Annotated in this window: 19 protein-coding genes and 1 pseudogene; 12 read left to right on the forward strand and 8 right to left on the reverse strand. The window is 69.7% G+C overall.

Annotation, left to right across the window (positions count from 1 at the left end; all coding sequences use genetic code 11):
* Nucleotides 1–25: 25 nt before the first annotated feature.
* Both P6281_RS17310 and P6281_RS17315 read left to right on the forward strand, forming a co-directional pair.
* A complete protein-coding gene (locus tag P6281_RS17310) occupies nucleotides 26–544 on the forward strand; it encodes a DUF1942 domain-containing protein (protein ID WP_026071301.1) in 519 nt (172 codons plus the stop codon).
* Entirely contained in the window at nucleotides 532–1,041 is a 510-nt protein-coding gene (locus P6281_RS17315) for a GNAT family N-acetyltransferase (protein ID WP_201358603.1), read from the forward strand. Before P6281_RS17310 ends, P6281_RS17315 begins: the two co-directional genes overlap by 13 nt.
* Here the strand turns inward: P6281_RS17315 and zapE are convergent.
* Complete coding sequence (gene zapE, locus P6281_RS17320; protein ID WP_324738456.1) at nucleotides 1,019–2,152, reverse strand: cell division protein ZapE; 1,134 nt, start codon at nucleotides 2,150–2,152, stop codon at nucleotides 1,019–1,021. The two genes, P6281_RS17315 and zapE, sit on opposite strands and share 23 nt — an antisense overlap.
* Here zapE and P6281_RS17325 point away from each other — a divergent pair.
* Genes P6281_RS17325 through msrB form a run of 4 tightly spaced genes read left to right on the forward strand, consistent with a single transcriptional unit; the run spans nucleotide 2,151 to nucleotide 6,241 of the window.
* On the forward strand, nucleotides 2,151–2,906 hold the full coding sequence (locus tag P6281_RS17325; protein ID WP_008258498.1) for a pyrimidine reductase family protein: 756 nt from the start codon (nucleotides 2,151–2,153) through the stop codon (nucleotides 2,904–2,906). The two genes, zapE and P6281_RS17325, sit on opposite strands and share 2 nt — an antisense overlap.
* Before the next feature lie 14 nt (nucleotides 2,907–2,920).
* On the forward strand, nucleotides 2,921–4,480 hold the full coding sequence (locus P6281_RS17330) for an alpha/beta hydrolase (RefSeq protein WP_008258500.1): 1,560 nt from the start codon (nucleotides 2,921–2,923) through the stop codon (nucleotides 4,478–4,480).
* A gap of 28 nt (nucleotides 4,481–4,508) precedes the next feature.
* Nucleotides 4,509–5,819: an arabinofuranan 3-O-arabinosyltransferase gene (aftC, locus tag P6281_RS17335; protein WP_008258505.1), complete on the forward strand. Its 1,311-nt coding sequence runs from the start codon at nucleotides 4,509–4,511 to the stop codon at nucleotides 5,817–5,819.
* Nucleotides 5,816–6,241: a peptide-methionine (R)-S-oxide reductase MsrB gene (msrB, locus tag P6281_RS17340; protein WP_008258507.1), complete on the forward strand. Its 426-nt coding sequence runs from the start codon at nucleotides 5,816–5,818 to the stop codon at nucleotides 6,239–6,241. The genes aftC and msrB overlap by 4 nt, the downstream gene beginning before the upstream one ends.
* A gap of 163 nt (nucleotides 6,242–6,404) precedes the next feature.
* Here msrB and P6281_RS17345 read toward each other — a convergent pair whose 3' ends face one another.
* From P6281_RS17345 to hemE, 4 genes are read right to left on the reverse strand one after another with little or no spacing between them, the layout of a single operon-like run.
* Nucleotides 6,405–7,157 (reverse strand): class I SAM-dependent methyltransferase, encoded by a 753-nt coding sequence (locus P6281_RS17345; protein WP_008258508.1) that lies wholly within the window; start codon nucleotides 7,155–7,157, stop codon nucleotides 6,405–6,407.
* Nucleotides 7,154–7,849, reverse strand: coding sequence for a hydrogen peroxide-dependent heme synthase (hemQ, locus tag P6281_RS17350; RefSeq protein WP_008258510.1), 696 nt, complete (start codon nucleotides 7,847–7,849; stop codon nucleotides 7,154–7,156). The genes P6281_RS17345 and hemQ overlap by 4 nt, the downstream gene beginning before the upstream one ends.
* 5 nt (nucleotides 7,850–7,854) lie before the next feature.
* Nucleotides 7,855–9,231 carry a protoporphyrinogen oxidase gene (locus tag P6281_RS17355; protein WP_008258512.1) on the reverse strand — a complete coding sequence of 459 codons (1,377 nt, stop codon included), beginning with the start codon at nucleotides 9,229–9,231 and terminating at the stop codon, nucleotides 7,855–7,857.
* Nucleotides 9,228–10,301, reverse strand: a complete 1,074-nt coding sequence (gene hemE, locus P6281_RS17360; protein ID WP_008258513.1) for a uroporphyrinogen decarboxylase — start codon at nucleotides 10,299–10,301, stop codon at nucleotides 9,228–9,230. The genes P6281_RS17355 and hemE overlap by 4 nt, the downstream gene beginning before the upstream one ends.
* 85 nt (nucleotides 10,302–10,386) lie before the next feature.
* On the opposite strand from hemE, the gene P6281_RS17365 reads away from it, so the two are divergent.
* The 3 genes and pseudogenes from P6281_RS17365 (at nucleotide 10,387) to P6281_RS17375 (ending at nucleotide 13,247) form a co-directional block, all read left to right on the forward strand.
* Complete coding sequence (locus P6281_RS17365) at nucleotides 10,387–11,208, forward strand: enoyl-CoA hydratase/isomerase family protein (protein WP_008258514.1); 822 nt, start codon at nucleotides 10,387–10,389, stop codon at nucleotides 11,206–11,208.
* Between the two features lie 78 nt (nucleotides 11,209–11,286).
* A pseudogene (locus P6281_RS17370) lies at nucleotides 11,287–11,953 on the forward strand (DUF3000 domain-containing protein).
* A 1-nt stretch (nucleotide 11,954) separates the two neighbouring features.
* Nucleotides 11,955–13,247, forward strand: coding sequence for a ribonuclease D (locus tag P6281_RS17375; RefSeq protein WP_008258516.1), 1,293 nt, complete (start codon nucleotides 11,955–11,957; stop codon nucleotides 13,245–13,247).
* On the opposite strand, the gene dxs is transcribed toward P6281_RS17375, so the two are convergent.
* Nucleotides 13,244–15,169, reverse strand: a complete 1,926-nt coding sequence (gene dxs, locus P6281_RS17380) for a 1-deoxy-D-xylulose-5-phosphate synthase (RefSeq protein WP_008258517.1) — start codon at nucleotides 15,167–15,169, stop codon at nucleotides 13,244–13,246. The genes P6281_RS17375 and dxs overlap by 4 nt on opposite strands.
* 154 nt (nucleotides 15,170–15,323) lie before the next feature.
* Between dxs and P6281_RS17385 the strand changes: the two genes are divergently transcribed.
* Both P6281_RS17385 and P6281_RS17390 read left to right on the forward strand, forming a co-directional pair.
* Nucleotides 15,324–15,767 (forward strand): CBS domain-containing protein, encoded by a 444-nt coding sequence (locus P6281_RS17385; RefSeq protein WP_008258518.1) that lies wholly within the window; start codon nucleotides 15,324–15,326, stop codon nucleotides 15,765–15,767.
* Between the two features lie 16 nt (nucleotides 15,768–15,783).
* On the forward strand, nucleotides 15,784–17,073 hold the full coding sequence (locus P6281_RS17390) for an SLC13 family permease (RefSeq protein WP_014385373.1): 1,290 nt from the start codon (nucleotides 15,784–15,786) through the stop codon (nucleotides 17,071–17,073).
* 8 nt (nucleotides 17,074–17,081) lie between these two features.
* Here P6281_RS17390 and P6281_RS17395 read toward each other — a convergent pair whose 3' ends face one another.
* Together P6281_RS17395 and P6281_RS17400 are read right to left on the reverse strand one after the other, a co-directional pair.
* Nucleotides 17,082–18,284 (reverse strand): class I SAM-dependent RNA methyltransferase, encoded by a 1,203-nt coding sequence (locus P6281_RS17395; protein WP_008258521.1) that lies wholly within the window; start codon nucleotides 18,282–18,284, stop codon nucleotides 17,082–17,084.
* 29 nt (nucleotides 18,285–18,313) lie between these two features.
* Entirely contained in the window at nucleotides 18,314–20,308 is a 1,995-nt protein-coding gene (locus P6281_RS17400) for an APC family permease (protein WP_009955810.1), read from the reverse strand.
* Nucleotides 20,309–20,435: 127 nt separating this feature from the next.
* On the opposite strand from P6281_RS17400, the gene P6281_RS17405 reads away from it, so the two are divergent.
* A complete protein-coding gene (locus P6281_RS17405; RefSeq protein WP_008258523.1) occupies nucleotides 20,436–21,101 on the forward strand; it encodes a potassium channel family protein in 666 nt (221 codons plus the stop codon).
* The last annotated feature ends 4 nt before the right edge of the window (nucleotides 21,102–21,105 follow it).

Below are 21,105 nucleotides of genomic sequence, written 5' to 3' on the forward strand. Positions count from 1 at the left end.
GCCAAGGAGGCAAGACATGGCGAAGATGCGCCGCTGGCTGGTATCGGTGTCGGCCGCGCTGGTTGCCGCGGCGAGCGTGACCGCCGTCGTTCCGGCGCCGCCCGCGGGTGCCGGCGACGCGCCGATCGGCCACATCGGGGACACGCTGCGCGTGGACAACGGCACGTTCATCGCGGACGTGACGGTGAGCGGCGTGGCGCCCTGCGACCCGCCGCCCGGCTTCGGCTACACGCGCGAGGGCACCTACAAGGGCTTCCCCGGCAGCACCGTCGAGCGCGCCGACGTGACGATTCGCGCGATCCGCGTGCCCAATCCGTACATCATGGCGACCATCTTCAGTTTCAACGGGGTGACCCCGAACGCCGACGCCTACAAGCCGCGGGCCTCCGATGCGCCCGACGCGCTGGACAACGTGATCGTCAACGCGCCCAACGGGGCGATCGTGCGCGGTGAGGTGTATTGGGACGCCTACCGCGACCCCGTCTCCACCGTCGTCCTGCTGGACAAGAAGACGGGCTATCACCTCGCCCAGTGGAATCTTTGATCCGAACCGTCCACGTCGCGGCGGCGGATTCCGGTGCTGCCGCCGAGCTGGCCGCCGTTGCGGCGCTTACCTTTCCGCTCGCGTGCCCGCCCACGGCGGCCCCGGAGAACATCGCGGCCTTCGTGGCCGCCAACCTGTCGGCCGAGCGCTTCGCGGACTACCTCGCCGATCCGCACCGCGCCGTCCTCACCGCGGCGCACGACGGCCGGATCATCGGCTACGCCATGCTGATTCGCGAGCCCGGCGCCGCCGAGCTGTCCAAGATCTACGTGCTGCCCGCGTACCACGGCGGCGGGGTGTCGACGGCCCTGATGGACCGCGCGCTGGCCACGGCCGACGAGTGGGGCGCGCGGCGCGTGTGGCTGGGGGTGAACCAGGCAAACCAACGCGCGCAACGCTTTTACGCCAAGAGCGGCTTCAGGATCAGCGGCACCAGGACGTTTCGTCTCGGCGCCGGCCTCGAGCACGACTATGTCATGGTTCGCGAGCTGGGCTAGCCGCCGCCGTCAACGCCAGCAGCCGGGATGTGGCCCGTAAGTACTTCTTTCGGTATCCGCCGGCCAGCATCTCCTCGCTGAAGATGGTGTCCAGTTTGGCCCCCGACGCCACCACGGGAATTCCGGCGTCGTAGAGCCGGTCGGTAAGCGAAACCAGCCGCAGCGCGACGTTCTGGTCGTCGATCCCGTGCACGCCGGTCACAAACACCGCGCGCACGCCCTCGATCAACGTCAGGTACCGCGACGGGTGCATGGTGGCCAGGTGCGCGCACAGCGCGTCGAAGTCGTCGAGCGTGGCCCCGTCGACGCGCGCCGCGCGCGCCGCCACCTGTTCGTCGGACAGCGGCTGCGGGGCCGGCGGCAGGCCGCGGTGCCGATAGTCGGGCCCCTCGATGCGCACGGTGGTGAAAATGCTTGCCAGCGTGTTGATCTCGCGCAGGAAATCCTGCGCCGCGAAGCGGCCCTCGCCGAGCTGCTCGGGCAGCGTGTTGGAGGTGGCGGCCACCGACACCCCGCGCTCGACCAGCGACGAGAGCAGCCGCGCGATCAGCGTGGTGTTGCCCGGGTCGTCGAGCTCGAACTCGTCGATGCTGACCGCCGTGTAGGCGCCCAGCAGGTCGACGCATTCGGCGAAGCCGAACACCCCGGCGAGCTGGGTGAGCTCCCCGAAGGTCGCGAAAGCCTTGGGGGGCGGCCCATCCGGCGTCCCGCCCTTCGACCCGCCCGGCCCGTCACCGGGCAGTTCGTAGTAGGCCGACGCCAGTAGGTGCGTCTTGCCCACCCCGAACCCGCCGTCGAGGTACAGCCCGACACCGGGCAGAACCTGCCGTCGTCCCAACAACTTTCGGCGGCCCGCGCGGCGCTGCGTGGCCTGCCGGCAGAAGTCCTGGCATGCCAGCACCGCGGCGGCCTGCGTCGGCTCGGCCGGATCGGGCTGGTACGTCGCAAAGCTCACGTCGGCGAACGTCGGGGGCGGCCTCAATTGGGCGATCAGGCGCTCCGGCGAGACGGTCGGATGCCGATCCACCAGGCGCGCGACGGCGCCCGAAACGCCCGCGGAGGTGGACCCGTGCATGCAGGAACTGTAGCGGCGTGCTGCAATCAGACCCATGCCCGAGACGCCGCTGTCGCTGCTGGGCTCGGTGCGCGACCTCGAGGACGGCGAACTCCCCCGGCTCTACGGCTATCCCGAGCAGGACGCGACCTGGGTGCGGGCGAACTTCATCACCAGCGTCGACGGCGGCGCCACCTCGGGCGGCAGCAGCGGGGCGATGGGCGGGCCGGGCGACCGGTTCATCTTCAACCTGCTGCGTGAGCTCGCCGACGTCATCGTGGTCGGCGCGGGCACCGTGCGGATCGAGGGCTACTCCGGGGCGCAGCTGAGCGCCGCCCAGCGTCAGCACCGGCAGGCCCGCGGACAAAGCGAGGTCCCGCCCCTGGCGATCGTGACCAAATCGGGCCACCTCAACCGGGACATGGCCGTGTTCACCCGCACCGAGGTGCCCCCGCTGGTGCTCACCTGCGCCGCGGCGACCGCCCAGACGCGACGGCTGCTCAGCGGCGTGTGCGAGGTCGTCGACTGCTCCGCCGGCGATCCCGAGAAGGTCGACGAGGCCGCCCTGCTGGCGGCCCTGGGCGCGCGCGGGCTGCGCCGCATCCTCACCGAGGGCGGCCCGATGCTGCTGGGCTCGCTGATCGACCGCGACATGCTCGACGAGCTGTGCCTGACGATCGCGCCCTACATCGTCGGGGGCCAGGCGCGACGCATCGCGGCCGGCCCGGGCCAGCTGCTCACCGGGATGCGGTGCGCCCACGTCCTGACCGACGACGCCGGCTACCTTTACACCCGCTACGTCAGGGCCTAGCTACTGTGGTCGGCATGAGTCGGCCGTACACGTGCGCCACGATCCTCGTTGCGGTGACCGCGCTGCTGGCCGGCTGCGTCCCGGGCCTGGCCGCCAACCCGCGCTTCGCCACGAATTCCGGTGCGCGGCCGCAGGGAGCGGCGACCTCCAAGCCGGCGCCCACCGGCCCGCCCCCGATCGCCGCGCCCAAGAACGACCTGGCGTGGCACGACTGCACCTCGCGGGTGTTCGCCGACGCGGCGGTTCCCGCCGCCGCGGGTGTGCAGCTCGACTGCGCCACCTACGACTCCGACCTGGACCCGGTCAACGGCGGGGGCGGCAGCCTGAGCATCGGCGTGGTGCGCGCCCGCACGAACAAGACGCCCCACGACGCCGGGCCGCTGGTCTTCACCACCGGCTCGGATCTGCCGTCGTCGGCGCAGCTGCCGGTCTGGCTGTCCCGCGCCGGCGCCGACGTGCTCGCCGCCCACCCGATCGTCGCCGTCGACCGTCGCGGCATCGGCATGTCGAGCCCCATCGACTGCCGGGACAAGTTCGACCGCCAGGAGATGCGCGACCAGTCGCAGTTCCAGACCGGCGACGACCCGGTGGCCAACCTGTCCGAGGTCGCCAACACCGCGACCACCAACTGCACCGACGCCATCGCGCCTGGTGCCTCCGCCTACGACGACGCGCACGCCGCCTCCGACATCGAGCGGTTGCGCAGCACCTGGGACGTGCCCGCCCTGGCGCTGATCGGCATCGGCAACGGCGCCCAGGTGGCGCTGGCCTACGCCGGATCGCGGCCCGACAAGGTCGCCCGCCTCGTCCTCGACTCACCGGTCGCGTTGGGCACCAACGCCGAAGCCGCCGCCGAGCAACAGGTCAAGGGGCAGCAGGCCGCGCTCGACGCCTTCGCCGCCCAGTGCATCGCGGTGAACTGCGCGCTCGGTCCCGACCCCAAGGGCGCCGTCAGCGCCCTGCTGGCCGACGCCCGCGCCGGCAGGGGCCCCGGCGGCGCGTCGGTGGCACAGGTCGCCAACGCCATCACCGTCGCGCTGGGCTTCCCGTCCGGCGGTCGCGTCAACGCCACAACCGACCTGGCCAACGCGCTCGCGGCCGCCCGCTCCGGTGACACCAACGGGCTGAACAACCTGATCAACCACGCCAACACCGTGCAGGACTCCGACGGCCAGTTCGTCAATGTCTGCAGTGACGCCGTCAATCGCCCGACCCCGGACCGGGTGCGTGAGCTGTTCGTCGCCTGGGGCAAGCTCTACCCCCAATTCGGTACCGTCGCCGCGCTCAACATGGTCAAGTGCGTGCACTGGCCCACCGGTTCCCCGCCGCCCTCCCCGAAGACCCTGAAGGTCGACGTGCTGCTGCTCGGCGTGCAGAACGACCCGATCGTGGGGACCGACGGGGTCGCGGCGACCGCGGCCAGCATCATCAACGCCAACGCGGCCAGCAAGCGGGTGATGTGGCAGGGCATCGGGCACGGCGCCAGCATCTATTCGGGCTGCGCGGTTGCGCCGCTGAACGGCTACCTCAGCAGCGGCAAATTGCCCAACACCGACACCTACTGCCCGGCCTGATGCTGCCTTCAGCGGCGCCGGCGCGCCGGTGTACGGTGCGCTGGTGACGGCAGCTGAATCGATCCGAACCGGCTCGCGCGAGCGGCTCCTGACCGCCTTTCGTCCCCGCACCGGCGCGCCGAGCGTGGCGAGCATCTTGCGGTCCGCGCTGTGGCCGATCGCCATCCTCTCGGTGCTGCACCGCAGCATCGTCATCACCACCAACGGCAACATCACCGACGACTTCAAACCCGTCTACCGGGCGGTGGTGAACTTCCGGCGCGGCTGGGACATCTACAACGAGCACTTCGACTACGTCGACCCGCACTACCTGTATCCGCCCGGCGGCACGCTGCTGATGGCACCGTTCGGGTACCTGCCCGAGTATCCGTCGCGCTACCTGTTCATCCTGATCAACACCGTGGCCATCCTGGCCGCGTGGTATCTGCTGCTGCGGATGTTCAACTACACGCTGTCCTCGGTGGCCGCGCCCGCGCTGCTGCTGGCCATGTTCTGCACCGAGACGGTGACCAACACGCTGGTGTTCACCAACATCAACGGCTGCGTGCTGCTCGCCGAGATGCTGTTCTTGCGGTGGCTGCTCGACGGCCGGATCGGCCGGCAATGGTGGGCCGGCGTGGCGATCGGCCTGACGCTGACGCTCAAACCGGTGCTGTTGCCGTTGCTGTTGCTGCCGGTGCTGAACCGCCAGTGGCGAGCGCTGGTGCCGGCCTTCGTGATTCCCGTCGTCGTCAACGCCGCCGCGTGGCCGTTGGTCAGTGATCCGATGGACTTCGTGACCCGCACGGTGCCCTACTTTTTGGGCACCCGCGACTATTTCAACAGCTCGATCGAGGGCAACGGCGTGTACTTCGGCCTGCCCACCTGGCTGATCGTGTTCCTGCGAATCCTGTTCACGCTGTTGGCCATTGGGGCCCTGTGGCTGTTGTACCGCCACTACCGCACCCGGGACCCGCGGTTCTGGTTGACCAACTCCGCGGGTGTGCTGCTGCTGTGGTCGTTCCTGGTGTCGTCGCTGGCCCAGGGCTACTACTCGATGATGCTGTTCCCGTTTTTGATGACGGTCGTGCTGCCCAACTCGTTGATCCGCAACTGGCCGGCGTGGCTGGGGATCTACGGCTTCATGACCCTGGACCGCTGGCTGCTGTTCAACTGGATGCGCTGGGGCCGGGCGCTGGAGTACCTCAAGATCACCTACGGCTGGTCGCTGCTGCTGATCGTGGTGTTCACCGTGCTGTACTTCCGGTACCTCGATGCCAAGGCTGAGAACCGGCTGGATGACGGGATCGATCCGGCGTGGCTGATGACCGAGCGGCAGCGCGCTACCGTGGATGCATGACCTCCCCCGACGTATCGCGTCCGAAGCTGCAGCTGACCGACGACGAGTGGCGCCAGAAGCTCACCCCGGAAGAGTTTCACGTGCTGCGCCAAGCCGGCACCGAGCGACCCTTCACGGGTGAATACACCGACACCAAGACCGAAGGCGTGTACCAGTGCCGTGCCTGCGGTGCCGAATTGTTCCGCAGCACAGAGAAATTCGAGTCGCACTGCGGCTGGCCGTCGTTCTTCGACCCGGCGAAATCCGATGCGGTGATCCTGCGGCCCGACCATTCGATGGGGACGACGCGCACCGAGGTGCTGTGCGCGAACTGCCACAGCCACCTGGGCCACGTGTTCGCTGGTGAGGGCTATCCGACGCCGACCGACCAGCGGTACTGCATCAACTCGGTCTGCCTGCGACTGGTGCCGTCGGGGGCTTGAGTCCCAGCAGTCACAAGAATCCGGGGGGCATGCGTTGTGCCCACCTCCCAGCGACAACGTCGTTAACGGGTGTGACCAGGGCAAACACGTTGTCGCTGGGAGGTGGGCAAAAGCCCCCTTCCCTTCCCCAGTGACAGACGCGACGGGTGTGACGCCCAGGCCCTCAGTCGGCGCGCGTGGCGTGCACTTCCCAGAACGGCGCGTACACCCGGCTGCCGTCGAGCCAGGGTTCCATGGCGCGGAACCGTTCCAGCAACTTCGCCGCCTCGTCGGCCATGTCGGGGTTGCGCGCGGCCATCAACTCGATGGACTCGGCGCTGATGTTGACCTGGTAGGTGGTCGTGCCCAGATAGGTGATGTCCCACCCGGCGTCGGGCAGCACGTCGCGAAAGTCGCTCTCGGACAACGACCGCAGCATCTTGAAGCCGTTGATGTTGTGTTCGCCGAACTCGAACATGTACAGCCGCGCGCCCGGCCTGGTGGCGCGCCGCAGCGCCTCGGCGTAGGACCGTCGCAGCTCGGGCTCGGTGCTGAACGTGTGATAGAAAGCGCAGTCGACCACGGTGTCGAAGTGGCCGTCGAACCCGTCCAGCTTTGTGGCGTCGGCCACCTCGAAATTGACTGACACCCCGGCTTTTTCGGCGTTCGCCCGGGCGCGCTCGATGGCGCCGGGCGAGCCGTCGATGCCGGTCGCCGAATAGCCCTTCGAGGCGTAGTAGATGGCGTGGTGGCCGGGGCCGGTGCCCGGATCGAGCACCTCGCCTTTGATCGCGCCCAACGCCACGAGCTGCTGGACCACCGGTTGCGGGCCGCCGATGTCCCACGGCGTGGCGGTGGGCAGGCCGTGCGACGTCCGGTCGTCACGGTACATCTGCTCGAAACGGGTGGGGTCGGTCGGATCGAACGGCGCTGTCATGGCAGGGCTTTCACCAACTGCTCGACGGCCACCCGGGGGCCGGTGAAGAACGGCGTCTCCTCGCGGGTGTGCCGGCGGGCGTCGGTGGCGCGCAGTTCGCGCATCAGGTCGACGATGCGGTGCAGCTCGGGAGCCTCGAACGCCAGGATCCACTCGTAGTCGCCGAGCGCGAACGCCGGGACCGTGTTGGCGCGGACATCCTTGTATTCGCGGGCGGCCATGCCGTGCTCGGCGAGCATGCGGCGGCGTTCCTCGTCGGGCAGCAGATACCACTCATAGGACCGCACAAAGGGATACACGCAGATGTAGTTGCCGGGCTCCTCGCCGGCCAGGAACGCCGGGATGTGGCTCTTGTTGAACTCGGCCGGCCGATGCAGGGCGACGCTGCTCCACACGGGCGAGCTGGCCCGTCCCAGCGCGGTGGTGCGGCGGAAATCGGCGTAGGTGGCCTGCAGCGCCTCGACGCGTTCGGCGTGCGTCCAGATCATGAAGTCCGCGTCGGCCCGCATGCCCGCCACGTCGTAGAGGCCGCGCACCACGACGCCGCGCTCCTCCTGTTGCTTGAGGAACGTCGACGCCTCGTCGATGACGTCGTCGCGCTCCTCGCCCAGCTCACCCGGCTCCACCGAGAAAACCGAGAACATCAGGTAGCGAATCTGGGAGTTGAGCGAGTCGTAGTCGAGCTTGGCCATGAAACCTATCGTGCCACTTGCGCGTCCGGACCTCCGATGGCCCTGATCACATCCTCGGCCGCACGCCCGGCCGCGCCGACGCAGGCGGGCACGCCGATGCCGTCGAGGTAGCTCCCCGCCACCGCGAGCGTCGGCGGCAGTCCGGCGCGCACCTCGGCGACCAGGTCGGCATGGCCGGGGCCGTACTGCGGCATGGCGTCGATCCAGCGCTGCACCCGGACGTCGACGGGGTCGATGTCGAGCCCGAACACGGCGGCCACATCCCCCAGCGCCCAGGCCAGCAGCTCGTCGTCGGAGGTGCTGGCCGCCACGTGGTCGCCGAACCGCCCGAACGACAACCGCAACAGCTGCACGTCGGCCCGGGCGCCCCACTTGCGGGACGACAGCGTGATGGCCTTGGCCCGCAACCGCTCCCCGGTGGCCACCAGCACGCCCGAGCAGTCGGGGAACGCGGTGTCAGCCGGCACGGCCAGCGCCAGCACCACCGACGATGCGCTCGCGATGCGCCCGGCCGCGGCGACGCTGCGGGGCGCGATGCCGCCGAGCAGGCGGCACGATTCGTGCACGGGCACGGCCAGGATCACCGCGTCGGCGCCCCAGCGGGCGCCGGTGTCGTCGAACACCGCCCAGCCCGCGTCGGCGCGCTCGAGCCGCGACGCGGCGGCGCGCACCCAGCGCGGCCGGGCGCGCGCGGCGAGCTCCTCGACCAGCACCCGGTACCCGCCGTCGAGCGCGCCGAACACCGGCGCGCCGGTGGCCGGCGGCACGACCCGCCCGACGGCGTCGGTCAGGCTGGCGGCGCCACGGTCCAGCGCCGCGGCCACGGTCGGGGCGGCCGCACGCAGGCCGATGGTGGCCGCCGAGCCCGCGTAGACCCCGCTCAGCAGCGGGTCCACCGACCGCGCGACCACCTGGTCGCCGAACCGGTCGCCCACCAGGTCGGCCACCGCGGGATCGCTGCCGGCGACCCACTCCAACGGGCGGGAGGGTTCGGCGTCGATGCGGGCGACGGTCGCCTCGTCGACCAATCCGGCCACCGACGCCGCCGACGACGGGATGCCCACGATCGTGCCGGTGGGGAGCGGGCGCAGCCGTTGCCCGCTGTAGATCAGCGGGCGAGCACCGGTCGAAACCAGTTGGTGCCCAGTCAGATTCAGCTCGTCCAGCAGCGCCGGCAGCTCGGGTCGGCGCAGCACGAACGCCTCGGCGCCCAGATCCATCGGCGCCCCGCCGACCAGCTCCGTGCGCAGGATCCCGCCGAGCCGCTCCCCCGGGTCGAACAGCGTGATGGCCGCGTCGTCGCCGAGGGACATGCGCAGCCGGTAGGCCGCCGTCAGCCCCGAAATTCCGCCCCCGACAACGCAATATGAGCGGGACGTCATAGCGAATGGACCAGCGACACCAGGTCGGTCAGCACTGCGGGGTCGGTCTCGGGCAGCACGCCGTGGCCGAGGTTGAAGACGTGACCGGCGGCGCCGGCGTCGACCGCGCGCCGACCGTCGTCGACGACGGCGCGCGCCGCGCGTTCGACCACCGGCCAGCCCGCCAGCAGGACCACCGGATCGAGGTTGCCCTGCAGCGCCGTGCCGGGCTCCACCCGGGCCGCCGCGTCGGCGAGCGAGGTTCGCCAATCCACGCCCACCACCGTCGCGCCGACCTCCGACATCGCGCCCAGCAGTTCGGCCGTGCCGACGCCGAAGTGCGTCATCGGCACGCCGTACTCGGCCAGGGCGGCGAAGATCCGGGCGCTGTGCGGCTGCACGTAGGCGCGGTAGTTGGCCAACGACAGCGTCCCGGCCCACGAGTCGAACACCTGGATCGCGTCCACCCCGGCATCCAGTTGCACCCGCAAGAAGCCGACGGTGATGTCGGTCAGCTTCTCCATCAACGCATGCCAGCTGTCGGGATCGGCCAGCATCATCGCCTTCGTGCGCGCGTGGTGGCGGCTGGGCCCGCCCTCGATCAGGTAGGACGCCAGGGTGAACGGCGCGCCGGCGAAACCGATCAGCGGAACATCGCCGAGCGCGGACACCAGCAGCGACACGGCGTTGGAAATCGGTTGAACCCGTTGCCGCTCAAGCGGTTTGATCGCGGCGACGTCGGCCGCGGTGCGCACCGGCGACTCGATCACCGGTCCGACCCCGGCGACGATGTCCAGGTCGATGCCGGCGCCGAGCAGCGGCACCACGATGTCGGAGAACAGGATCGCCGCGTCGACGTCGTGCCGGCGCACCGGTTGCAGGGTGATCTCGCAGACCAGCTCGGCGTCGAAACACGCCGACAGCATGTCGTGCTGGGCCCGCAGCGCCCGGTATTCGGGCAGCGACCGGCCGGCCTGCCGCATGAACCACACCGGGATCCGGCGGGGCTTTCGGCCGCCCGCCGCGGCCAGATACGGCGACTCGGGAAGGTCGCGGCGAGTGTCCGCACTGGTGTGCGTGGGCCTGTTCATCGGCCTCAATGCTGCCATGACCGCAGAACGCCAAACCCCGCTGCGTACTATCGCGACCGCAACCGTTTGAACGTCAGGAGCCCGGATGCCGGTCAGCCAGCCCCCAGCCAATTACGACGAGTTCCCCAGCCTGCGGTGCGAGCTCGGTGAGAACGGCGTGCTGACGCTGGTTCTCGACTCCCCGGGGCTGAATTCGGTGGGCCCGCAGATGCATCGCGACCTCGCCGACATCTGGCCGGTGATCGATCGCGACCCGGCCGTGCGCGTCGTCCTGGTCCGCGGCGAGGGCAAGGCCTTTTCCTCCGGCGGCAGCTTCGACCTGATCGCCGAGACCATCGGCGAGTACGAGGGCCGGATCCGCATCATGCGCGAAGCCCGCGACCTGGTGCACAACATGATCAACTGCGACACCCCGGTCGTGTCGGCGATCCGGGGGCCGGCGGTGGGTGCGGGCCTGGTGGTGGCGCTGCTGGCCGACATCTCGGTGGCGGGCCGGACCGCGAAGCTGATCGACGGGCACACGAAGCTCGGCGTGGCCGCCGGCGACCACGCCGCGATCTGCTGGCCGCTGCTGGTCGGCATGGCCAAGGCCAAGTACTACCTGCTGACCTGCGAAACCCTGCTCGGCGAGGAGGCCGAGCGGATCGGCCTGGTCTCCACCTGCGTCGACGACGATGACGTCCTGTCCACCGCCACCCGGATCGCCGAGAACCTGGCGCAGGGCGCGCAGAACGCCATCCAGTGGACCAAGCGCAGCCTCAACCACTGGTACCGCATGATGGGCCCCACCTTCGAGACCTCGGTGGGCCTGGAATTCCTCAGCTTCAGCGGCCCCGACGTGCAGGAAGGCCTGGCCGCCCACCGCGAGAAGCGCCCCGCCCGGTTTACCGGCGGATCTGCCACCTGAGCAGGACATATACGTTTGGTGGAGGGCTGGTAACGGGTTGGTCGCGGCGGGTTTGAAACCCGGCGCGCCTGTCGCAGCGTGTCAGCCGATGGGTCTACCGTCGATCCCTGTGACCCCTGCCGTGACGATACAGAGCGGTCGGGATGAAGAGGAGCGGTGCCAAGTGACCTCATCCGAACCGGCCCCCTTCCGCGAGGCGGTGGCGGCGATGAACGCCGTGGCCGTGCGGCCGGAGATCGAGCTGGGTCCGATCCGGCCGCCGCAACGCCTCGCTCCCCACAGCTACGCGCTGGGCGCCGAGGTCAAGCATCCCGACCGCGAGATCATCCCCGAACGGTCCGACGGCGACGCCTTCGGCCGGCTGATCCTGCTGTACGACCCCGAAGGGGCCGACGCGTGGGACGGCACCATCCGCATGGTCGCCTACATCCAGGCCGACCTCGACCCCAGCGAGGCCGTCGATCCCCTGCTGCCCGAAGTAGCGTGGAGCTGGCTGGTCGAGGCACTGGAGTCACGCATGGAACACGTCGTCGCGCTGGGCGGCACCGTCACCGCCACCACCTCGGTGCGCTACGGCGACATCTCGGGGCCGCCGCGCGCCCACCAGCTCGAGCTGCGGGCGTCCTGGACCGCCACGTCGCCCGCGGTCGGCGCGCACGTCGAGGCGTTCTGCGAGGTGCTGGAGCACGCCGCGGGCCTGCCGCCCGCCGGAGTCACCGACCTGAGCTCGCGGTCACGCGCCTAGCATGGGCGAACCGTCGCCCGACGGGCCGGGCAGCAGCGCGCCCGGCGGCACCGAACCCGCCCCCACCCCACTTCCACGCCCGACCGAAGGCGTCCCGCCCATCTCGGTGAGCGTGTACGAAATCGAGGCCGCGGCAGAGCGCCTGGACCGTGGGCGCGGGCCGTTCGCGGTGGACGCCGAGCGGGCGTCGGGTTTCCGCTACTCCAACCGGGCCTACCTGATCCAGATCCGCCGGGCGGGCTCCGGCACCGTGCTGATCGACCCGGTGAGCCACGGCCGCGACCCGCTGGAGGCGCTGCGGCCGGTGGCCGAGGTGCTGGGCACCGACGAATGGATCCTGCACTCGGCCGATCAGGACCTGCCCTGTTTGGCGGAGGTGGGCATGCGGCCGCCCGCGCTGTATGACACCGAGCTCGCGGGCCGCCTGGCCGGGTTCGAGCGCGTGAACCTGGCCACCATGGTCGAGCGGCTGCTGGGTTTCGGGCTGGCCAAGGGCCACGGCGCGGCGGACTGGTCCAAGCGCCCCCTGCCCGCCGAATGGCTCAACTACGCCGCGCTGGACGTGGAACTGCTCATCGAGCTGCGCGCGGCGATCGCGGAGGTCCTCGCCGGGCAGGGCAAAACCGATTGGGCCGCACAGGAATTCGACTACCTGCGGGACACGGGTTCGAAAGATCCGGGTGCCGCGGCGCGACGGGACCGGTGGCGACGAACGTCGGGAATCCATCGGGTGCGCGACAAGCGCGGCCTGGCCGCGGTGCGCGAATTGTGGTTGACGCGCGACCAGATCGCGCAGCGCCGCGACATCGCGCCGCGGCGCATCCTTCCGGACTCGGCCATCATCGACGCCGCGCTGGCCAACCCGACGACCGTCGAGGAACTGGTCGCCCTGCCCGTGTTCGGGGGGCGCAATCAACGCCGCAGCGCCGCGACGTGGCTGGCGGCGCTGGAGGCCGCGCGCCAGAACAAGAATCCGCCCGTGGACGCCGAACCGCCGAACGGGCCGCCGCCCCCCGCGCGGTGGAGCCGGCGCAAACCGGAGGCCGCCGCGCGGCTCGAGGCCGCGCGGGCGGCGCTGTCGGAGGTGTCCGAGCGGGTGCACGTCCCCACCGAGAACCTGGTCTCGCCGGACCTGGTGCGACGGCTGTGCTGGGACTGGGAGGCCGCGCCGGATCCGTTCGAGGCCGTCGAGGCGTTTCTGCGGGCCGGGCAGGCCCGGCCCTGGCAGCGGGAGTTGGTGGATCCCGTGCTGGCCCGGGCGCTGCAGGCGGAAGGCACCGAAAGCGCCGGTTAGTCGAGGTGCTCCCGGATCTCGGCTTCCGCCTCGCTGCTGCCCAGGGCGGCGACCCACCCGGTGATGCGGCGTGCCACGTCCTGATCCGTCAGGGCCAGGTCCGCCAGCAGCTCGCCCCGGGAGGCGTGCTCGTAGAACCGCTGCGGCAGCCCGACGTCGCGGCACGGAACGTCGATCTCGGCGCGGCGCAGGGCGGCCGACACCGCCGAGCCCACGCCGCCGTTGACCCCGTTGTCCTCGCAGGTGACGACCAGTTTGTGCCGCGCCGCCAGGTCGAGCAGGTTGTCCGAGACCGGCAGCACCCAGCGCGGGTCGATGACCGTGACGCCGATCCCCTGATCCTGCAGTCGCTTGGCCACCGCCAGCGCCATCCGCGCGAACGCGCCGACGCCCACCAGCAGCACGTCGTGGTTGCATCCGCCGGCCGGGACCGCGAGCACGTCGACACCCGAGATGCCGGAACCACGGCGCTCGATCGCCGGGATGTCCTCGCCCACATCACCTTTGGGGAAGCGCAGCGCCGTCGGCCCGTCGTCGACCTCGAGCGCCTCACCGAGTTCCTCGCGCAACCGGGTGGCGTCGCGGGGGGCGGCCGCCCGCATGCCGGGCACGATGCCCAGCATCGACAGGTCCCACATGCCGTTGTGGCTGGCGCCGTCGGATCCGGTGATCCCGGCCCGGTCCAGCACCATGGTGACGGGCAGCCGGTGCAGCGCCACGTCCATCATGATCTGGTCGAAGGCGCGGTTGAGGAACGTCGAATAGATGGCCACCACCGGGTGCATCCCGCCCATGGCCAGGCCGGCCGCCGACGTCATGGCGTGCTGCTCGGCGATGCCGACGTCGAACAGGCGATCGGGAAACTGCTGCCCGAACGGCGTCAGCCCGGTGGGGCCGGGCATGGCCGCGGTGATGGCGACGATGTCGCGGCGCTTGCGGGCGTAGCCGATGAGCGCATCGGAGAAGGTCGCCGTCCAGCCCGGGCCGGGGACGCTGGTCGCCTGGCCGGTAAGGGGATCGATCACCCCGCAGGAATGCATCTGCTCGGCTTCGTCGTCCTCGGCGGGCGCGTAGCCCATCCCCTTGCGGGTCACCACGTGCACGATCACCGGGCGCCCGAAGCCGCGGGCGTGGCGCAGCGCGGCCTCCACCGCGCGTTCGTCGTGGCCGTCGACGGGGCCCACGTACTTCAGCCCCAGGTCGGTGAACAGCAGCTGCGGTGACAACGAGTCCTTGATGCCGGCCTTGACGCTGTGCATCACCCGGTAGGCGAGCCGGCCGACCAGCGGCAGCGCCCGCAGCGCGTCGCGGCCCCTTTCCAGGGCCTGCTCGTAGACCGGTTGCAGCCGCAGCGTGGCGAGATGGTCGGCCACGCCGCCGATCGTCGGGGCGTAGCTGCGCCCGTTGTCGTTGACGACGATGATCACCGGGCGGCCCGACGCGGCGATGTTGTTCAGCGCCTCCCAGCACATGCCACCGGTCAGCGCCCCGTCGCCGACCACCGCGACCACGTGCCGGTTGCGGTGCCCGCTCAGCTCGAAGGCCTTGGCCAACCCGTCGGCGTAGGACAGCGCGGCGCTGGCATGGCTGGACTCCACCCAGTCGTGCTCGCTCTCGGCGCGCGACGGATACCCGGACAGCCCACCCTTTTTGCGCAGGGTTTGGAACTCGTGGGAACGTCCCGTCAGCATCTTGTGGACGTAGGCCTGATGGCCGGTGTCGAAGATGATCGGATCGTGCGGCGAGTCGAACACCCGATGCAGCGCGAGGGTCAGTTCGACCACGCCGAGATTGGGCCCGAGGTGTCCCCCGGTGGCAGCGACCTTGTGAATCAGGAACTCGCGAATCTCGGCGGCCAATTCGCGGAGCTGATGCGCAGAAAGGTGCTGCAGATCAGCGGGCCCGCGGATCTGTTCCAGCATCCCGTCAGTCTACGCAGCCACACGCGCAGGTTTGGTAGCGTCAATGCGCGGTGAGCCGGGAAGCCTGGTCGGCACTTCTACTTCCGACCCAGGAGCACGCCATGAGCATCGAGGCCGCCGCACCATCCACTCCCCGCGGACGTATCGTCGCAGTGTGCGTGCCGAGCAGATCGCCGAGGACTTCCCCGTCGTCAGCATCGACGCGGACGCGCTGGAAGCCGCCCGGATGCTGGCCGAGCACCGGCTGCCCGGGCTGTTGGTCACCGACGGTTCGGGGCGCCCCTACGCGGTGCTGCCCGCCTCCCAGGTCGTCCGCTTCATCGTGCCGCGATACGTGCAGGACGACCCGTCGCTGGCCGGCGTGCTCAACGAATCGACCGCCGACCGCTGCGCGGAAAAATTGAGCGGCAAGAAGGTGCGCGACGTGTTGCCCGACCACCTGGTCGACGTGCCCCCGGCCCACGCCGACGACACCATCATCGAAGTGGCCGCGCTCATGGCGCGACTGCGCAGCCCGCTCGTCGCGGTGGTCAAAGACGGCGGACTGGTCGGGGTGATCACGGCATCGCGGGTGCTCGCCGCCGCGCTGAAAACCTGATGCCCCAGGCACATCGATGAGCTTCATCGCGATCCTGGTCTTCGTGGTCGCCTATGTCCTGATCGCCAGCGACCGCGTCAACAAGACATTCGTGGCCCTCGCCGGCGCCGCGATCGTGGTCACCCTGCCGATCATCCGATCCGACGACGTCTTCTACTCACACGAAACCGGAATCGATTGGGACGTCATCTTTTTGCTGCTCGGCATGATGATCATCGTCAGCGTGCTGCGGCAGACCGGCGTGTTCGAGTACGTGGCGATCTGGTCGGCCAAACGCGCCCGCGGCTCGCCGTTGCGCGTCATGATCCTGCTGGCCCTGGTGACCGCGATCGCCTCAGCCCTGCTCGACAACGTCACCACCGTGTTGCTGGTCGCCCCGGTGACGCTGTTGGTGTGCGAACGACTGGCGATCAACGCGGCGCCCTTTTTGATGGCCGAGGTGTTCGCATCGAATGTCGGCGGCGCGGCAACGTTGGTGGGCGATCCGCCCAACATCATCATCGCCAGCAGGGCCGGTCTGACGTTCAACGACTTTCTCGTTCATCTGGCGCCGATCGTGGTCATCGTCCTCGGCGTCCTGATGGTGTTGTTGCCGCGCCTTTTTCCCGGGGCGTTCAGCGTCGACCCCGATCGGGTTGCCGACGTGATGTCGCTGGAGGAAAAGGAGGCCATCCGCGACCCCCGGCTGCTCGTCACGTGCGGGATCGTCTTGCTGGCGGTGTTCACCGCGTTCATCGCGCACTCGCCGCTGCATATGGAACCCTCCATGGTGGCGCTGCTGGGCGCCGGGATCCTGGTCGTGGCGTCACGACTCAAGCCGTCCGATTACCTGTCCAGCGTGGAGTGGGACACGCTGCTGTTCTTCGCCGGCCTGTTCATCATGGTCGGCGCGCTGGTGAAGACGGGAGTCGTCAAAGAGCTTGCCCGCGTGCTGATCTCCGCCAGCGGAGGAAACACCCTGGCCGCGACGATGATCATCCTGGTCGCGTCGGCCGTCATCAGCGGGGTCGTGGACAACGTCCCCTACGCCGCGACGATGGCGCCGGTGGTGGCCGACCTGGTGCCCGCCCTGACCGATCACGCCAACCCCGGCGCCCTGTGGTGGTCACTCGCGCTGGGCACGGACTTCGGCGGCAACCTGACCGCCATCGGCGCCAGCGCCAACATCGTCATGCTCGGGATCGCCCACCGCTCCGACAACCCCATCTCCTTCTGGGAATTCACCCGCAAGGGCGCGCTCGTCACCGCCGTCTCCATCGCGCTGGCCGCGCTGTATGTGTGGCTGCGGTATTTCGTGATGGCCTAGGCGCCGGACTAATCGCCACGTGTCAGCAGCGCGACGCATTCGACGTGGTGGGTCAACGGGAACGCGTCGAACACCTTGATCTTCTCGACGGCGTAGCCGTGGCCGAGATAGATACCGATATCGCGCGCGAAAGACGCTGCCTCACAACCGATGTGCACCACACGCGGGACACCGGCCGCGGCGAGCAGATCGATGATCTCGCGCCCGGCGCCCGCCCGCGGTGGGTCAAGCACCGCCACATCTGCTGTTGAGGCGCCTTCTCGCTGCGCCGCCAGCGCGCGGCGCACCGAGTCGGTGACGATCTGCACCTGGCTCAGATCGGCCAGCGCGCTCCGGGCGGCCCGCGTCGACCCGCGCGAGGTGTCCACGCTGAGCACCCGCCCCGAGGCCCCCACGGCCTCGCCGAGCGCGGCGGCGAAAACGCCTGCGCCACCGTAAAGATCCCAGGCGCTCATGCCGGTGCCGGCGGCCGCCCAGTCGGCGACCAGGGCGCTGTAGGTCGCTGCGGCGTCGCGGTGCGCCTGCCAAAAGGCGGTCACCGGCACCTGCCAGGTGCGCCCCGCCACCCGCTGCACCGCCTCGTAGCGGCCCTCCATCACCTTGGTCGCCGTGCGTCTGCCCTGCCGCAGGGTGCGCACCACGTGGCGCGCGCCGTCGTCGTCGACGGCCACGTGCAGCTGGGCGGCCGGCGGCCACTCGGTCTCGGCGATCCCGTCTAGCATGCCGTCGGGCAGCTGCGCGCAACGCAGGTCGGTCACCAAATCGTCGCTGTGGTAACGGTGAAAGCCCGGTCGATGGTCGGCGCCCACGTCGAGGCGGACGCGGGTGCGCCAGCCCGTGGGTCGCGACGACAGCGGTTCGGCCTCCCCGCTCCAGCGATGCCCACCGAGGCGCTCCAGCTGATTGGCCACCACCTCGGCCTTGAGCGCGCGCGCCACCTCGGGGGCGGCGAACGCCAGGTCGCAGCAGCCGGCGCCGCCGACCCCGGCGATCGGGCACAGCGACGCCGTGCGGCCGTCCGCCGGCTCGACGACCTCGACAACCTCCGCGTGCCAATAGGATCCGCGGTCCGCGGTCACCCGCACCCGCACCCGCTCACCGGGCAGCGCGTACCGGACGAACACCACCCGGCCTTCGTGGTGCGCCACGCAGCTGCCGCCGTTGGCCGGGGCGCCGGTGGTCAACGTCAGCTCCCCCACCGCGGGCGACACCCCGCGCGGTGGGCGGGTCGATTCGCGGGTCAATCGAAAATACCCCGACGAGCGTCGCCCGGCGCCACGTGCGGCTGCAACGTCTTGCGCCGTTCGGACGAACTCAGTTGCCACGGAACCGAAGTCACCATGACGCCGGGCATGAACAGCAGCCGCCCCTTGAGCCGCAGCGCGCTCTGATTGTGCAGCACCTGCTCCCACCAGTGCCCCACCACATACTCCGGGATGAACACCGTGACCACGGTGCGGGGCGACTCCTCCCGGGCCCGCTTGACGTATTCCAGTACGGGGCGGGTGATTTCGCGATACGGCGAGGCGATGACCTTGAGCGGAACGCTGATATCGCTCGCCTCCCACTTGCGCACCAGCTCGCGGGTTTCCGCGTCGTCGACGCTGACCGTCACCGCCTCGAGAACGTCGGGGCGGGTGGCCCTCGCGTAGGCCAGCGCGCGCCGCGTCGGCAGGTGCAGCTTCGACACCAGCACCACGGCGTGGTTGCGGCTGGGCAACACCGCGTCCTCCTCGTCCTCGGCCTGCTGCGCCAATTCGCGGTTCACGGTGTTGTAGTGCCGGTGGATCATCTTCATCATGCCGAACAGCAGGCTCATCGCGAACAGCGCGATCCACGCCCCGGCGACGAACTTGGTGACCAGCACCACCAGCAAAACCGCACCGGTGGAAAGCAATCCGACCGTGTTGACCACCCGCGAGCGCATCATCTTGCGCCGTACCCCGGGATCGGTCTCGGTGCGCAGCAACCGGGTCCAGTGCCGCACCATGCCGATCTGGCTCAGCGTGAACGAAATGAACACGCCCACGATGTACAGCTGAATCAACGCGGTGACCTCGCCGCGGAACGCCACGATCGCCAGCACGGCCACCCCGGACAGGAACAGGATTCCGTTGGAGAACGCCAACCGGTCTCCGCGGGTGTGCAATTGGCGCGGAAGGTAGCTGTGCTGGGCCAGGATCGAACCGAGCACCGGGAATCCGTTGAACGCGGTGTTGGCCGCGAGCACCAGGATGAGGGCGGTCACCGTGGCGATCAGCAGGAACCCGAGGTGAAAGCCGCCGAACACCGCCTGCGCCAGTTGGGTGACCAGGGTCTTTTGGTAGTACCCCTTCGGGGTTCCGCTCAGCTGGGTCGCGGGATCCTCGACGAGCTGAACGCCGATCTTCTGCGCCAGCACGATGATGCCCATCAGTAGCGTCACCGCGATTGCGCCCAACATCAGCAGGGTCGTGGCCGCGTTGCGCGACTTGGGTTTCTGAAACGCCGGCACCCCGTTGCTGATCGCCTCGACACCCGTAAGCGCCGCACACCCCGAGGAGAACGACCGCGCCACCAAGAACGCCAACGCGAAACCGACGACCTGGCCGTGTTCGGCGTGCATCTGGAAACCGGCGGACTCTGCCCGCAAGGGATCACCCAGCACGAAGATCCGGAACAGGCCCCAGCCGATCATGACGAGGACCCCGATGATGAACGCATACGTCGGGATGGCGAACGCCACCCCGGATTCGCGCACCCCGCGCAGGTTCAGCGCCATCACCAGCAGAATGGAGGCCACACAGAAGAACACCTTGTGTTCGGCCACGATCGGGATGGCCGAGCCGATGTTCGCCATCGCCGACGCCGTCGAAACCGCCACGGTCAGAACGTAATCCACCATCAGCGCGCTCGCCACGACGAGGCCCGCCGTCTCGCCCAGGTTGGTGGTGACCACCTCGTAGTCGCCGCCACCGGAGGGGTAGGCGTGGACGTTCTGCCGGTAGCTGGCCACCACCACCAACATGACCGCCGCCACGGCGAGCCCGATCCACGGCGTCAGCGCGTACGCCGAGACCCCCGCCACCGAGAGCATGAGGAAGACCTCCTCGGGCGCATACGCCACCGAGGACAACGCGTCGGAGGCGAACACCGGCAAGGCGATCCGCTTGGGCAACAGGGTGTGGCTGAGCCGGTCGCTGCGAAACGGCCGGCCGATAAGCAACCGACGAGTGGCGGTTGAAAGTTTGGACACGAGAGCCAAGAGTAAGCCCAGACGCCTCTGACGGTAGCGTTCGTGGACGAGAATGTTCGCCGACCGAAACGGCTTGCCCACGTGCGTTGCCGACGAAGGGCGCAGGACGCGGCCGAGAGGACCACAAGTGCGAGTAGTAGTGATGGGCTGCGGCCGTGTCGGCTCCTCGGTCGCCGACGGGCTGTCCCGCATCGGTCACGACGTGGCCGTCATCGACCGCGACAGCACGGCCTTCAACCGGCTCAGCCCCGAATACGCCGGCGAGCGGGTCCTGGGGCAGGGATTCGACCGAGATGTACTCCTGAGGGCCGGTATCGAAGAGGCGGACGCGTTCGCCGCGGTGTCCTCCGGTGACAACTCCAACATCATCTCCGCGCGCCTGGCACGGGAGACGTTCGGCGTCAAGCGGGTCGTGGCCCGCATCTACGACGCCAAGCGCGCCGAGGTCTACGAGCGCCTGGGCATCCCGACCATCGCGACCGTGCCCTGGACCACCGACCGCCTGCTCAATGCCCTGCTGCGGGAGACCGAGACGGCCAAGTGGCGCGACCCGACCGGCACGGTCGCCGTCTCCGAGGTCGTCCTGCACGAGGACTGGATCGGCCACCGGGTCACCGATCTCGAGCAGGCCACCGGCGCGCGGGTCGCCTTCCTGATCAGGTTCGGGGCCGGCGTCCTGCCCGAGCCGAAGTCGGTGATCCAGGCCGGCGACCAGGTCTATGTCGCGGCGATATCCGGGCGCGCCGCCGAGGCGGTCGCCATCGCCGCGCTACCGCCGAGCGAAGACCTGTGATGAA

Origin of the sequence: Mycobacterium sp. 5-140-3-2, assembly GCF_035666375.1 — a bacterium.
GTDB classification, from domain to species: Bacteria; Actinomycetota; Actinomycetes; order Mycobacteriales; family Mycobacteriaceae; genus Mycobacterium; species Mycobacterium intracellulare.

Coding starts and splice junctions, on each gene's coding strand:
- dxs (WP_008258517.1), bottom strand. CDS start 15,169: ATGCTGGAACAGATCCGCGGGCCCGCTGATCTGCAGCACCTTTCTGCG.
- P6281_RS17365 (WP_008258514.1), top strand. CDS start 10,387: ATGCCGGTCAGCCAGCCCCCAGCCAATTACGACGAGTTCCCCAGCCTG.
- hemE (WP_008258513.1), bottom strand. CDS start 10,301: ATGAACAGGCCCACGCACACCAGTGCGGACACTCGCCGCGACCTTCCC.
- P6281_RS17355 (WP_008258512.1), bottom strand. CDS start 9,231: ATGACGTCCCGCTCATATTGCGTTGTCGGGGGCGGAATTTCGGGGCTG.
- P6281_RS17375 (WP_008258516.1), top strand. CDS start 11,955: ATGGGCGAACCGTCGCCCGACGGGCCGGGCAGCAGCGCGCCCGGCGGC.
- zapE (WP_324738456.1), bottom strand. CDS start 2,152: ATGGGTCTGATTGCAGCACGCCGCTACAGTTCCTGCATGCACGGGTCC.
- P6281_RS17310 (WP_026071301.1), top strand. CDS start 26: ATGCGCCGCTGGCTGGTATCGGTGTCGGCCGCGCTGGTTGCCGCGGCG.
- msrB (WP_008258507.1), top strand. CDS start 5,816: ATGACCTCCCCCGACGTATCGCGTCCGAAGCTGCAGCTGACCGACGAC.
- hemQ (WP_008258510.1), bottom strand. CDS start 7,849: ATGGCCAAGCTCGACTACGACTCGCTCAACTCCCAGATTCGCTACCTG.
- P6281_RS17330 (WP_008258500.1), top strand. CDS start 2,921: ATGAGTCGGCCGTACACGTGCGCCACGATCCTCGTTGCGGTGACCGCG.
- P6281_RS17390 (WP_014385373.1), top strand. CDS start 15,784: ATGAGCTTCATCGCGATCCTGGTCTTCGTGGTCGCCTATGTCCTGATC.
- P6281_RS17325 (WP_008258498.1), top strand. CDS start 2,151: ATGCCCGAGACGCCGCTGTCGCTGCTGGGCTCGGTGCGCGACCTCGAG.
- P6281_RS17345 (WP_008258508.1), bottom strand. CDS start 7,157: ATGACAGCGCCGTTCGATCCGACCGACCCCACCCGTTTCGAGCAGATG.